We start from the raw sequence: 12958 nt of genomic DNA, 5'->3' as shown, positions 1-12958 counted from the left end.
TCAGTCAACCGCTTGAGCGGACAAATCAAAATAATCAACAGCCCCGGGCAAGGGCTCATCATGGCGTAACGGTGAAATGGCAACGGCTTTTTCACGAAGTACGGTCACATCCGCATCCGGCGCCACAATGTGGCGTGAGCTCCGGTCAAAACCAAGCCACCAGTAAGGCAGGCTGCGCGCATCACGGCCTGCGACCAGTGTTGGCTTCTGGATAGAGCCGTTGGACTGCCGACACCATCGGGCTGCGGTAATATCGGCCGCTTCACAGGCTGGAAAGTTTACATTCCACGCCAGAACCTGGTCGGGGCGGTAAAGCCTGCGAATGACAGCTTCCGCAAAGGTTTCCACCGGCGACCAGCGGACGTCGTCCCGGTTCAGGTAGGCCTGGCTCAGCGCAATGGCCGGAATGTTCATGTGGTGTGCACTCAGTACCGCTCCAACGGTACCCGAGTACTGGACCGAATCACTGATATTCGCTCCGCAATTCACACCGGAGAGCACCAGGTCTGGCGGTGTTTCCCCGAACCACTCGGCCAGGGAATACAACACGCAATCGGCCGGTGTGCCTGAAACCGAATAACGATTAGCCCCAACCTGATAAACCCGTAACGGACTGTGAATGGATATGCTCTGGCCAGCCCCGCTGCGGTCATGTTCCGGCGCCACAACCCAAACCTCATCGGCCAACCGCCGGGCAATGGCTTCAAGGATAGCGATACCCGGCGCATTGATGCCGTCATCGTTGGTAATCAGAATTCGATTGGCAATCTTTCCCTGCATCATCGCTTCTCCGCACATGGCTTCCGGCCTTCACAAGCAATCTGCCAGCCGATATCCGCCAGCAGGCTGGCACGCTTGCCAACTTCCAGCGCATTGGCGTTGGCAGCATTGCCATCCAGAGCCCGCGTGTAAACGCCCTGAAGAATGGCCGCCAGCCGGAATAATGAGAACGACAGGAACACGTGCCAGTCATCGATACCGTCCCGGCCGGTTTGCGCGCAGTACCGTGCAATCGTTTCCTGCTCGCTTGGTATACCAAGCTCCTGCAGATCTTCGCCATTCAGGCCACGCATACCGGGCATATCAGCAGGCAGGTGGTATGGCAGGCAGTAATAGGCAAGGTCTGCCAGCGGATGCCCGAGAGTCGACAACTCCCAATCCAGGATCGCGATTACTTCCGGGCGATCCGGTGCCAGCATCAGGTTGCCAAACCGGTAGTCACCGTGGGCAATCGAAGTCTCGTCCCTGGCCGGGAGGTTCTCCGGCAGCCAGGCCATCAGCTTGTCCATGGCCGGCAGGTCATCCGTCCGGGATGCGAGATATTGCTTGCTCCAGCGAGCCACCTGACGGGACACATAACCCTCCGGGCGGCCGTAATCTGCCAGGCCAATAGCGTTGACATCCACAGAGTGCAAAGCTGCCAGCGTGTCGATGGCTGAGTGATGAGCCCTCATTCGCTCTTCACGCTCCAGCTCTTTGAGTGCTGAATGGGAGTGAATCCTGCCTTCCAGAAAATCCATCACGTAGAAGGGAGTGCCAATGACCTCACTGTCTTCACACAGTACGCGAGCATTGGGTACCGGAAAGGACGTGTGTTCAGCGAGCGCGCGCATAACGCGGTATTCCCGCTCCACCATGTGAGCCGAAGGCAGCGTCTTTCCCGGGGGCTTCTTCCGCAGTACATAACGCCTGTTGCCGGTATCCAGCAGAAAGGTGGGATTGGATTGCCCGCCCTGAAACTGCTTCACGTCCATCTGGTTACCGAATTCCGGCAATGCCTGCTGAAGCCAGTTGAGCAGGCGGGCTTCATCGAATTTGTGGGCTGGCAGAACCGCTACCAGCTCTGGAGTCATGCTCATGATTATCTCTTGTCGTTATGTTCTGACTACCCCTGGCGCCAGACAGGTGCCCGGCGGCAGGGGTGTTCCGGTTTCCCGGTATCAGCAGATGGTTTCACCACCGTCGGCAACAATCACCTGCCCGGTAATGTAGGCACTGGCCGGGGTCGCGAGGAAAACAGCCAGGCCGGCAATATCGATCGGATCACCGATGCGCCGAAGCGGGGTTTTGTCTTCTGCCCGCTTTACGCGAACCGGGTCTTCCCAAAGCGCTTTGGCAAAATCGGTCTTGATCAGGCCCGGCGCAATGCTGTTTACACGGATACCCTTCGGCCCCCACTCAACGGCCAGGTTGCGCGCCAGGGCAGCTTCTGCCGCCTTGGACACACCGTAAGTGCCGATAGTGGTGTTGCCGCGAATACCGGCAATACTGGACAGCAGCACCACAGAACCTGAGCCTTTTTCGGCCATCTGTGGCAGCACCATATTGGTGAGCCAGAAGGTTCCCTTGACGTTGGTGTCCATGATCTTGTCCCAGGCATCGTCGGTCATTTCCGCGGTCGGACCATACACCGGGTTGGTCGCGGCGTTGCAAACCAGAACGTCGATGGTGCCCCAGGCTTCGTTAGTTTTGTCGACCAGGTTTTGCAGGTCCTCCTTCTTGCCGACGTGGCAAGCGATGGCCATGGCATCAAAGCCCTGGGCCCGCATTTCACTGGCTACCTGTTCACAGGCTTCAGCCTTACGGCTGGAGATCACAACCCGGGCGCCACAGCGGGCCATTTCTTCGGCAATGGCCCGGCCAATGCCCTTGGTGGAGCCTGTGATAACAGCCACTTTCCCGGTCATATCAAATAATGGATTAGTCATTTCCGAATCCTTATCACTCTGGGTAACAGCTGTTTCAGCGATACTGACGCAATTCAAGTTTGGCGACGGAATCCAGGTGAACCTCATCCGGGCCGTCTGCCAGGCGCAGGGTACGGACTTTCGCCCAGGCCGACGCCAGGAAGGTGTCCTGGCTGACGCCAGCACCACCGTGCACCTGTATTGCGCGGTCGATGACCTTCAGGGCCATGCTCGGGGCAATCACCTTGATCATGGCAATTTCCTGACGGGCCACTTTGTTGCCTACGGTATCCATCATATGGGCAGCCTTAAGGGTCATCAGGCGAGCTTGCTCGATGTCGATGCGACTACGGGCAATGTCTTTCCGGATGGAATCAAATTCGGACAGCGGGCGGCCAAAGGCCTCACGGGCATTCGCGCGCTTGCACATAAGTTCAAGGGCCCGCTCGGCGACACCGATGGTGCGCATGCAATGGTGGATACGGCCCGGCCCGAGGCGCCCCTGGGCGATTTCAAAGCCGCGACCTTCACCCAGCAGGATATTGCTGACCGGCACACGCACGTTGTCGTAGTGAATCTCGGCGTGGCCGTGCGGTGCATGGTCATAACCGAATACCGTCAGCGGGCGAATCATTTTCACCCCGGGTGCATCCAGTGGCACCAGAATCATCGACTGCTGCTGGTGCTTGGGAGCGGTGGGATCGGTTTTGCCCATAACGATGGCAATCTTGCTGGTGGTGGTCATGGCACCTGAAGACCACCACTTACGACCGTTAATAACGTACTCGTCACCTTCCCGACGAATCTCGCAAGCAATGTTGGTTGCGTCAGAGGAAGCGACGTCCGGCTCTGTCATGGAAAAGCAGGATCGGATTTTTCCATCCAGAAGCGGCTTCAGCCACTGCTCCTGCTGTTCCTCGTTTCCGTAACGGGCAATGGTCTCCATGTTGCCGGTGTCCGGCGCGGAGCAGTTGAATACCTCGGGAGCCATCTCGGAACGGCCCATAATCTCGCACAGGTGTGCGTACTCGAAGTTTGTCAGCCCGGCACCCAGATCACTTTCTGGCAGGAACAGGTTCCACAGCCCGGCAGCCTTCGCTTTTTCTTTCAGCTCTTCAATGATCGGAACCGGTGCCCAGCGGTTCTCCGCGGTTGCCACCTGATGGTGATGCTTTTCTTCATTCGGGTAGATATAGGCATTCATGAACTCGGTTAATTCGGCCTGCAGTTTCTTGGCCTTGTCAGACAGCTCGAACATATCCGTTTCCTCTCTGTTCAATTATTTGCGACTGCTACTAACGCCGGCAATCGCTTTAGCAGGCATTCAGACGGGAACGCCTTCAGGTTTCTCACTACCAGAACGAATCCGGAAAGTGCCCTCACCGATTGCAAGCAGGTTGCCCAGCTCGTCGTGAACTTCACCGGTACTGTTAAAAATCCTGCTTCCACCCGCGCGCTTACGACCGGTCACCCGGATTACGCCCCCGGTGCACTGCCCGGTAAACGTGGTGGTCAGCGAAAGCGTAATGGCTTTGCGCATGCGCCCGGGATAGGGGCAGTAGGTGCCGGCTTCGGCCATGGCAATATCCAGCAGGGAGGTAAGTACTCCTCCATGGATAACACCACCCAGATTCAGGTGATCCGCCTGGATTTCCAGCTCGATCACGGCCTCGTCCTCTTCCCACGACACCTGCCGGTAGCCCAGCATGTTGTGAAAACCCGGCAAGTCTTTGCCACCGGTAATGTGCAGACTACTGTTGCTCATCAGGCTTTCATTCCAGGCAGGTTGAGGGACGCGGTGTTCCCGCCATCAACGGCCAGGGCCTGGCCGGTAATGTAACTTGCGTCGTCACTGGCGAGAAAAAGGATGGCGGCAGCAATTTCTGCAGGGTCGCCATAACGGCGGAGTTCACAACGGGAGCCAAGTTTGTGGGCTTTTTCGTGTGCCCGGGCATAGTCAAAGACTTTCTGGGTCATACCGGTTTCAACCAGCCCCGGACAAACAGCGTTTACCCGCACGTTGTCCATCCCCAGGTCACAGGCTGCGGTCATGGTCAGATTGATCACGCCGGCCTTTGATGCGCTGTAGGCATTGCCTCCAGCCCCCGAACGAATACCGGCAACCGATGCAGTATTGACAATGCTGCCCTTCTTGCGGGCCTGCATGTGAGGTGCAACGTGCTTTATCGTCAGCATGGTTCCCAGCAGGTTTACAGCGAGCACTTTCTCCCACTCGTCACGACTGTTCTCGGTGACCGGCGGATGGGCTCCGGAAATACTGGCGATACCGGCGATATTGCACAGCACATCAATCTGGCCAAAGGTCTTCATGGTTTCGGCTACCAGGGCAGTTACCGCAGCCTCATCAGCAACATCTGCCACCCGACGCAGCACAGATACACCATCGGCCATCTGATTCTCGGTTTCGAGCAAGCCGCCCTCGGCGACATCAACAAGCACAACGGATGCCCCTTCGCGACCCAGCCTGAGTGCGGTTGCCCGCCCGATACCACTTCCGGCCCCGGTGACGATTACCACTCGCTGATCAAATCGCCCCATGAAATCCTCCCCGCTAACATGATTTATTTTTGTGTGTTCTATTTTGCTTTCCAGATAATTTGTCACGCGCAACGGTTATGAGTCAATATAATTGGAAGTTAATTTCATCTAGCAAAACTAAAACATCAAAGGATGACAAAATGAAAACGCGATTTGACGAAATGCCCGTATACGCCCCCACTGACTCCGGCGAAGCCATGGAGGCCATCGGTTTTCGTATTCAGGCCTTTGCCAGCGGACAAGGCGACAAGACCGCGATCATCGACGAAAAGGGAGCGCTCAGCTGGGCCGGTCTGCTGCATGAGGTCAACCGCATTGCCAACAAGCTGCGACAAACCGGCCTTAAAAAAGGCGACTGCGTTGCGGCCTTGTCGGAAAACAGCAGGGAAATGGTGGCCCTATATCTGGGAACCCTGGTGGCGGGTGGCTGCATGGTGCCGCTTTCCGGTATGGCCAGCGGCGAATCCCTGGCTCTGATGATTCGTGACTGCGGCTCCAGGTTCCTGTTCGTTTCCCGTAAAAACCTCGATATCTGGGCCGAAGCCAGCCTCAGGGCCGGCCTGAATCACGATGAGGTGATCGGGCTGGACAACGATGCTGCCGGACAGCATTTAAAGGACTGGCTGGGCTCGATTCCCGCCGAGCCAGACCCGGCGCCGGTAACACTGAACGATCCGTTCAACATCATTTACAGTTCAGGCACGACCGGAACTCCCAAGGGCATACTCCACGACTACCGGTTCCGCCAGCGGCAAATGGTCAGGATGAGCCGGTTCGGGCTCAACGGTGAAGCCGTTAACCTTGTATCGACACCAATGTACTCCAACACCACCCTGGTATCGGTGCTACCGACCATTTTCTATGGCGGCACCCTCGTGCTGATGGCCAAGTTTGATGCCCGTCGCTTCCTTGAACTGGCAGAACAGCACAAAGTAACCCACGCCATGCTGGTGCCCGTGCAGTTTGAGCGCATATTGGCGGTTCCGGACTTCGACCAGTTTGACCTTTCAAGCTTCAAGCTCAAGCTCTGTACCAGTGCGCCGCTCCGGGCCCATGTGATCGCCGAAACCATGAAACGCTGGCCAGGCAATATCCGGGAGGTCTATGGCCTCACAGAAGGCGGCATTTCCACCAGCCTCGACTGCGCTGCCTATCCGGACAAATGGGATACCGTCGGAGTGCCCACCGAAGGGGCTGAAGTAAGGGTGGTCAGCGAAGATGGCAAGGAGCTGCCTCAGGGTGAGATCGGCGAGATTGTCGGGCGCGCGATTTCCATGATGCGGGGTTACGTAAACCGCCCGGAGCAGACCAGGGAGATGCTGTGGCAAAGCCCCGATGGGCTTGCCTTTTATCGCAGCGGCGATATGGGCCGCATTGACGAAGGCGGCTTTGTTCATATTCTCGACCGCAGGAAAGACATGATTATTTCCGGCGGTTTCAACATCTACGCCGTAGACCTGGAAAAAGTCGTCCTCAGCCATCCTGCGGTATCCGATGCTGCGGTTATCGGCATACCCAGCAGCCAATGGGGCGAAACTCCCCTCGCTCTGGTGGTAAAGAAATCCGGATGCCAGGAAACAGAAGAGGAAATCCGGGACTGGGCCAACCAGCATCTGGGCAAGACCCAGCGCCTGAGTGCCGTAGAGTTCCGACAGGAACTGCCTCGCTCTACCATTGGCAAAGTCTTGAAGCGGGAGCTAAGAACGCCTTACTGGGAGAACAGCGCCGGTTAACGGCGCTGCATACGATTCAGGGCATCACGGCAGTCATCGGAACGCAAGCGCTCACTGAACACACTGCGCTCCCGGTCCAATGCCTGCTGCACCTTGTCGCGCCATGGCGCCTTCATTAAACGCTTGCTGGCCCGCAATGCGTCTCGGGGCTTTTCTCCCAGCCTGCCCGCCAGGGCCAGGGCCGAATCCACAGCCCGTCCATCATCTACCACCCGGCTTACCAGGCCACACTCACCGGCCTGGGTGCCATCCAGGGTTTCACCAAGCAACAGCAATTCAGCAGCCATCCGGGAGCCAAGGTGCAATGGCATGGTCACAGTTGAAGCAGCCTCCGGCACCAACCCCAAATCGACAAAGGCAGTTTTGAACCTGGCCGAGCGCCCCGCAAATACGCTGTCGCAATGGAGCAACATAGTGGTGCCAATACCAATCGCCAACCCTTCCACCGCCGCTATCACCGGAGTATCACACGCCATCAATTCTTCAATGAATGCAAGGCCGGCAGAGGGTTTCGGGTTTTCGTCCGTAGCCCGCGCCCGGAAATCATCAAGATCGTTGCCGGCGGTAAACACACCTTCAGCACCCGAGATGACGATGGCATGCACATGCTGGTCAGAACTTGCCTCCCGCACATAACCTGCCAACTGCTCATACATGTTTCGGTTCAGGGCGTTCTTTTTATCCGGACGATCTATGACAAGATGGATCGTTTTTTCTTGGCTATATTTCTTGATCATGTACATCTCCTGGGTGTCGCCCTCCCCCTCTGAAACAGGAGAAAAACGTCCTATTGCAAATGGCAAATCTTGTGATAAAGTCGAACAACAAAAGTTCACGGTGCAGTCTTATATTCTGCACTGCGAAACACGAGCAATGCAACTATAACAAATACTGGAGCAAACTTATGAGCTTCCTTGCCACATTCAGAAAAAACCTTACTACCTATGCATCCGCGTTAACACTGGGTGTATCTGCTGTTATCGCCAGCGCACCTGTATACGCTGAAAAAACCTACACCTGGAAGGTTCAGTCCCACTGGCCAGGCTCCAGCAGCTCCTACCAGGACAGCCTTGGTCGACTGAAGGATGTGATCGAAGAACGCTCTGAAGGCCGGATCAAGCTCCAGCTGTTTGAAGCAGGCGCTATGTTCAAGGCCACAGAAACCTTCAATGCCGTGAGTCGTGGCATTCTGGAAATGGGTACGATTTCTCCCGGTTATGCCCAGGACAAGATGACCCTGGCCGGCATTGCTTCTGGCCTGCCCTTCGCATTCCGAAACGTTTGGGAAGCCGCGTACTTCCACCAGAACATGGGCTTCGAACAAATGCTGCGGGATGAAGCCGCCAAGTCTGGCGTTTACTGGGCAACCGACAAGGTTTACCCGACCGAAATGGTTACCAGCAAACCCATCAACAGCTGGGAAGACTTCACGGGGCTGAAAATCCGTTCCTCCGGTGCGCTTCAGAAGTTCCTGACCGAAGCCGGTGCTTCCGCTTCCTATATCCCGGGCAGTGAACTGTACACCGCACTGGATTCCGGCATTGTAGACGGCGCCCACTGGGGCGCTGCCCAGGGTGCTGCGAGCATGGGCCTGTATGATGTTGCCAAATACCACGTTCAGCCTGCGCTGAACATTGCCGGCACCGATGTCATCATCGTCAGTCAGAAGGCCTTGGACAAACTTCCTGAAGACCTCCAACAGGTAGTGAAGCAGGCTCTGGATGAGCAATTCTGGATTCGTACCAACCAGTATCTGTACAAAGAGCGTATCGCCCTGGCCAAGGCCGTTGCTGATCAAGGTGTTGAAGTAAACGTGATGCCTGATGATGTTCAGCAGAAGCTTGCCCAGACCGCCCAGGGCATGTGGGATGAAGAAGCCAAGCGCAGCGATGAGGCCAAGAAGGCTCTGAGCCTGCTCAAGCAGTTCCTTGGCGAACTTGGCTACCTCTGATCTTAAACGCAACACCACAGGCCCCGATTAACCCCCGGGGCCTGTTTTCTCAGTTCACATCTAAGTCCCCCGGAGAGTGCCATGAGCGTAGTCAGCGCATTCATGAAAGGCGTCACCAGGCTCAACGAGTACGTTGGCCGATGTATAGCCCTGATCGTCTTTCCCATGTTTGTCTTTCTGATACTTGAAGTAGCTCTGCGCTATTTTTTCAATTCACCTTCGGTGTGGACAAATGAACTGACACAGCTGCTGTTCGGTGTATACGCAGTAATGTCTGGCGGATACATCATGGCCCACCGCGGGCACGTGAATGTCGATCTGCTGCACTCGACGCTTAAGCTGAGGGCCCAAGGCTTTGTCGACATTTTCACCTCTATTCTGTTTTTCATTTTCATGCTGGCGCTGGTCTGGTTCAGCTTTGACATGGCCTCTGAGTCGTTCGAAAGCCGGGAAACCTCCTTTTCTGCCTGGAACCCGCCTATCTGGCCAGCCAAGGGAGCCATCTTTGTTGCCTCTGTTTTGATGCTGCTGCAAGGCATTGTGAGGTTGCTGGAGGATATCGCCATCGCATTTAACCTGAGCTATTACGACCCCGCTGAGCGGAAAAGCCATTCTGAAGAAGGAGAAGCATAATGAGCATTGAAGTCATGACGCTTCTTTTCTTTGGTTCGCTGCTGTTTTTCCTGTTACTTGGCCTGCCACTGGCATTCGTACTGGGTGGTGTGTCTGTTGTTTTTCTTTATTTCACCTGGGGCTTTGACTCCTTCTACATGGTGGTTTCCCAGATCTGGGGCACCATGGAAAGCTTTACATTGGTGGCCATACCACTGTTTGTATTCATGGCAATGATTCTTGAACGCACAGGTGTTGCGCGAGACTTGTACCGCATGATGTATCTCTGGTTCGGCGGCCTCCGGGGCGGCCTGGCCATCGGTACTCTGGGTATTTGTGCGGTATTTGCAGCCATGGTGGGCATCAGCGGTGCGGCAGTGGTCGCTATGGGTGCGATCGCACTCCCCTCCATGCTCTCCCGGGGTTACGACAAGCAGATGGCACTCGGGGTGATCAATACTGGTGGCGGCTGGGGTGTTCTGATTCCGCCAAGTATCCTGATGATTCTGTATGCCCTGATTACGGGTGTATCCGTAGGCAAGATGTTTGCTGCAGGTGTTATGCCCGGCATTATGCTGATGGTACTCACCACCCTCTATATTGTTGTCCGCTGCGCCCTGCAGCCAGACCTGGCACCAGCGCTTCCTAAAGAAGACCGGGCATCCTGGCCTGAAAAGTTCCGCGCCCTGCGCTCTGTTCTCCTGCCGATCAGCGTGGTGGGAATGGTACTGGGCTCCATCATGGGCGGGCTCACCACACCGACAGAAGCCGCAGCCATGGGTGTCCTCGGTGCGCTGATTTCAGCAGCGGTCTACGGCGAGTTCAAATGGTCAGTGCTGAATGAAGCCGCGATCCGCACCCTCAAGCTGACTGGCTTGACCATGTGGATCCTGTTTTCGGCCCACGCATTCAGCTCCGCCTATCAGAGCATGGGCGCCCAGGCTCTGATAGAAAGCATCATGGCCATGATTCCAGGCGGAGCCTGGGGAACCGTCATTGCCATGATGATCATCATCTTCTTTCTGGGGATGGTTCTGGATCCTGTCGGCATCATGATGATCACTCTGCCGGTGTTTATCCCGATTATTACTGCCTTAGGCTTTGACCCAATCTGGTTCGGTATTCTGTTCGTGATCAACATGGAGATTGGTTACAAGACACCACCGTTTGGTTTCAACCTGTTCTACCTGAAAGGTGTAGTGCCTCCGTCGGTCACGATGAGCGATATCTACAAGTCGATCATACCGTTTGTGCTGGTAGAAATTGTTGGGATCATCCTGATCATGATCTTCCCGGAGATCGCAACCTGGTTGCCGGAATTACTCTTCTGAGATATCAAGAAGGCCTGAACGACCTCAGGCCTTCTTGCTTTTATTAATTGCAAATCGACCTGGCAGAGTCGCTCACAAGCAAAGGAACTTATTTGCCCGCTCCAATCCAGGGGTCTTCAAGTTGCCCTGCTCGCTGCAGCCAGTTCATAGACCGATGAACCCGCAGGCTGAGATTGGCGGGGCAGCCGCCTCGCTCATCGCGGTGGCACTGCTTGAGAGTGTCATAATTCATGGTTCGGTCTATCCGTTCATACAGTCCTGGTTTTCGGTTTCAATCCTTCACATATTCCCAAATCAGCTTCAACGCTTCTTCCATATGCTCAACCCGGTGGCTGCCACCCTCAAAGCTATAAACCGGAAAATAATCCCCAAGCGCCCCGACGGTGTCATTCCACGGAAGCGGTTCATCCCCTGATCCAGCAGCAACAGCCCGCTGCCCCAGCGGGTGAAAGAATAGTAGCCAGAAACCACTTCGTCTGTCAGTTGATAGGCCTACCCTGATGATCGACATCCGGGCCTATCCAGGACGTGAAAGTGTGGGCAGAATCCGTCACAGGATTGATGGCGACAACCGGAATACCGGCTTCGGCTCACAGAATGCCCGCCAGCCATCTTCCCATCGACGTCCCAACCAGAAGATCCGGATTCACTTGCATCAGCTTAGCCAAGCTCTCTTCGATAACGTCTTCCGATCCTTGGGCTAATCAATGTCGTTATGAGGACACGACATACGCATTAGCTTGATGACGATATCTTGCTGTGTTCTTGAGCTCATAGTTTAGCCGGCCGTTGGTGCTGAAGAGTGCCCACCTTTTTGCTAGGTAGTACTGACACCATCGGGAATTACGGCTGGCTTCCGGGCTAAAAGAACGTGTCGAACTCAAGCAGCATAACTATGGAGTGGGCGCCCCAGCGATTGGCAGAGGTGCCGACAATCCCGGCGACTACCATAATGTTTCTATTTTCACGCCAATCCGAAAGGCTGATGATGGTTCTTGGGAAGCCATCATGAAAACAGACGCGGGTACCGATGTTGTATTCCCAACAGCACCGTTCATGGGCGTTATGGGGGTGGCCGCCGATACAGAGGACGCCGTACATAGCGTTCCTCCTGATATCTATGGTGGCAATATCGATATCAACGATCTAGGTGTGGGATCCACCATATATCTTCCTGTGTTAGTAGACGGAGCAAACTTTTACACGGGTGATCCACATATGGCCCAAGGGGACGGCGAGGTTGCGCTGACCGCGTTAGAGCATAGCTTGCGCCCAACCTTTCGCCTCACTGTGCTGAAAAAAGGAGATGCTCAAATACCTTCCGCGTCCGGATCCCTCGAAAAGCCATTTGGGGAAACCCCTACGCACTGGGTTCCCATTGGGCTAGATAAGGACCTTGACGAAGCCATGAAGGATGCGGTGCGTGAGTCGATCCGCTTTTTGCATGAGAAGCTGGGGATGGATCGGGCGACGGCCTTGGCCTATTTGTCAGCTGCTACGGACTATGAAGTTTCGCAGGTTGTTGATGGGACCAAAGGCATACATGGATTGATTCGGAAATCGGATTTTAAAGAAGTTATGGAGAACGAGAAAAAGCAGCAATAATACAGATAATGTCGGCCGGGTTAACGGATATTAAACCTCCGAGCGCGCTGCGCTACTGTCACCGGCCGACATTCTGTTTGACCAAATCTCACCATCAACGCGCCGTGGTATGCGAGGTCATCTTCATTCCTGTGATAGGCGGTGGGCAGCCAAGCAGCACAGATGCTTAGCCCTTTAGCCCGTACTTCTTGCTTAAACCGCTGAAGGGGTGCCTCCCATTCCAGGTGAAGCCTGCCAGAGGGGCGTCACCGACCACGGCACTAATCCTCAATAGGTAATTAGCTGGCGGCGGTGGTGGAGTGCCGGCCACGCCGGTTTTCCACCGCTTCCTGCAAGTCTCGCCGGTTCCCTGCGCTCAGCGTCCTCAGCACCAGGCCATCCTGAATCAGCAAATGGAGACGCTTTCATCCTCCCATACATAGCCAAGCCATCGACGCTACGCATAATCGAGGTTACGTTAAGGTCGCAAAGCGAACATTC

At 55.5% G+C, this 12958-nt stretch carries 14 protein-coding genes; 5 read left to right on the top strand and 9 right to left on the bottom strand.

Translation table 11 applies throughout. The annotated features are described in order from the left end of the window. The 6 genes from surE to Q674_RS31410 all read right to left on the bottom strand — a co-directional run bounded on the left by surE (position 1) and on the right by Q674_RS31410 (position 5246). Entirely contained in the window at positions 1 to 780 is a 780-nt protein-coding gene (surE, locus tag Q674_RS31435) for a 5'/3'-nucleotidase SurE (protein WP_023008953.1), read from the bottom strand. Continuing rightward, positions 780 to 1859, bottom strand: a complete 1080-nt coding sequence (locus Q674_RS31430) for a phosphotransferase (protein WP_023008952.1) — start codon at positions 1857 to 1859, stop codon at positions 780 to 782. Before Q674_RS31430 ends, surE begins: the two co-directional genes overlap by 1 nt. An 81-nt stretch (positions 1860 to 1940) precedes the next feature. Beyond that, on the bottom strand, positions 1941 to 2708 hold the full coding sequence (locus tag Q674_RS31425) for an SDR family NAD(P)-dependent oxidoreductase (protein ID WP_031210154.1): 768 nt from the start codon (positions 2706 to 2708) through the stop codon (positions 1941 to 1943). A 34-nt stretch (positions 2709 to 2742) separates the two neighbouring features. Continuing rightward, positions 2743 to 3945, bottom strand: coding sequence for an acyl-CoA dehydrogenase family protein (locus tag Q674_RS31420; protein ID WP_023008950.1), 1203 nt, complete (start codon positions 3943 to 3945; stop codon positions 2743 to 2745). 66 nt (positions 3946 to 4011) lie between these two features. Further along, entirely contained in the window at positions 4012 to 4452 is a 441-nt protein-coding gene (locus tag Q674_RS31415; RefSeq protein ID WP_023008949.1) for a PaaI family thioesterase, read from the bottom strand. Continuing rightward, the gene (locus tag Q674_RS31410) at positions 4452 to 5246 is read right to left on the bottom strand and encodes an SDR family NAD(P)-dependent oxidoreductase (protein WP_023008948.1); all 795 of its coding nucleotides are present in this window, start codon (positions 5244 to 5246) and stop codon (positions 4452 to 4454) included. The genes Q674_RS31415 and Q674_RS31410 overlap by 1 nt, the downstream gene beginning before the upstream one ends. Positions 5247 to 5386: 140 nt before the next feature. Between Q674_RS31410 and Q674_RS31405 the strand changes: the two genes are divergently transcribed. Further along, positions 5387 to 6979 (top strand): class I adenylate-forming enzyme family protein, encoded by a 1593-nt coding sequence (locus tag Q674_RS31405; protein WP_023008947.1) that lies wholly within the window; start codon positions 5387 to 5389, stop codon positions 6977 to 6979. Here the strand turns inward: Q674_RS31405 and Q674_RS31400 are convergent. Next, a complete protein-coding gene (locus Q674_RS31400) occupies positions 6976 to 7716 on the bottom strand; it encodes an enoyl-CoA hydratase/isomerase family protein (RefSeq protein ID WP_023008946.1) in 741 nt (246 codons plus the stop codon). The two genes, Q674_RS31405 and Q674_RS31400, sit on opposite strands and share 4 nt — an antisense overlap. 167 nt (positions 7717 to 7883) lie before the next feature. Between Q674_RS31400 and dctP the strand changes: the two genes are divergently transcribed. The 3 genes from dctP (at position 7884) to Q674_RS31385 (ending at position 10873) form a co-directional block, all read left to right on the top strand. Further along, positions 7884 to 8930 carry a TRAP transporter substrate-binding protein DctP gene (gene dctP / locus Q674_RS31395; protein ID WP_023008945.1) on the top strand — a complete coding sequence of 349 codons (1047 nt, stop codon included), beginning with the start codon at positions 7884 to 7886 and terminating at the stop codon, positions 8928 to 8930. Positions 8931 to 9011: 81 nt separating this feature from the next. Then, positions 9012 to 9563, top strand: a complete 552-nt coding sequence (locus tag Q674_RS31390) for a TRAP transporter small permease subunit (protein ID WP_023008944.1) — start codon at positions 9012 to 9014, stop codon at positions 9561 to 9563. Continuing rightward, positions 9563 to 10873 carry a TRAP transporter large permease gene (locus Q674_RS31385; protein ID WP_023008943.1) on the top strand — a complete coding sequence of 437 codons (1311 nt, stop codon included), beginning with the start codon at positions 9563 to 9565 and terminating at the stop codon, positions 10871 to 10873. Before Q674_RS31390 ends, Q674_RS31385 begins: the two co-directional genes overlap by 1 nt. A gap of 88 nt (positions 10874 to 10961) precedes the next feature. On the opposite strand, the gene Q674_RS41210 is transcribed toward Q674_RS31385, so the two are convergent. Both Q674_RS41210 and Q674_RS41110 read right to left on the bottom strand, forming a co-directional pair. Beyond that, positions 10962 to 11105 (bottom strand): hypothetical protein, encoded by a 144-nt coding sequence (locus tag Q674_RS41210; RefSeq protein WP_156509988.1) that lies wholly within the window; start codon positions 11103 to 11105, stop codon positions 10962 to 10964. A gap of 39 nt (positions 11106 to 11144) precedes the next feature. Next, entirely contained in the window at positions 11145 to 11384 is a 240-nt protein-coding gene (locus Q674_RS41110; RefSeq protein ID WP_152526072.1) for a hypothetical protein, read from the bottom strand. 497 nt (positions 11385 to 11881) lie between these two features. Between Q674_RS41110 and Q674_RS31375 the strand changes: the two genes are divergently transcribed. Further along, positions 11882 to 12478, top strand: a complete 597-nt coding sequence (locus tag Q674_RS31375) for an acetamidase/formamidase family protein (protein WP_081698937.1) — start codon at positions 11882 to 11884, stop codon at positions 12476 to 12478. The last annotated feature ends 480 nt before the right edge of the window (positions 12479 to 12958 follow it).

The sequence above is a fragment of the Marinobacter sp. EVN1 genome, assembly GCF_000475375.1.
Lineage (GTDB): Bacteria > Pseudomonadota > Gammaproteobacteria > Pseudomonadales > Oleiphilaceae > Marinobacter > Marinobacter nauticus.
Note: the sequence above shows the minus strand (reverse complement) of the source record. Positions and strands in the feature narration are given on the sequence as shown.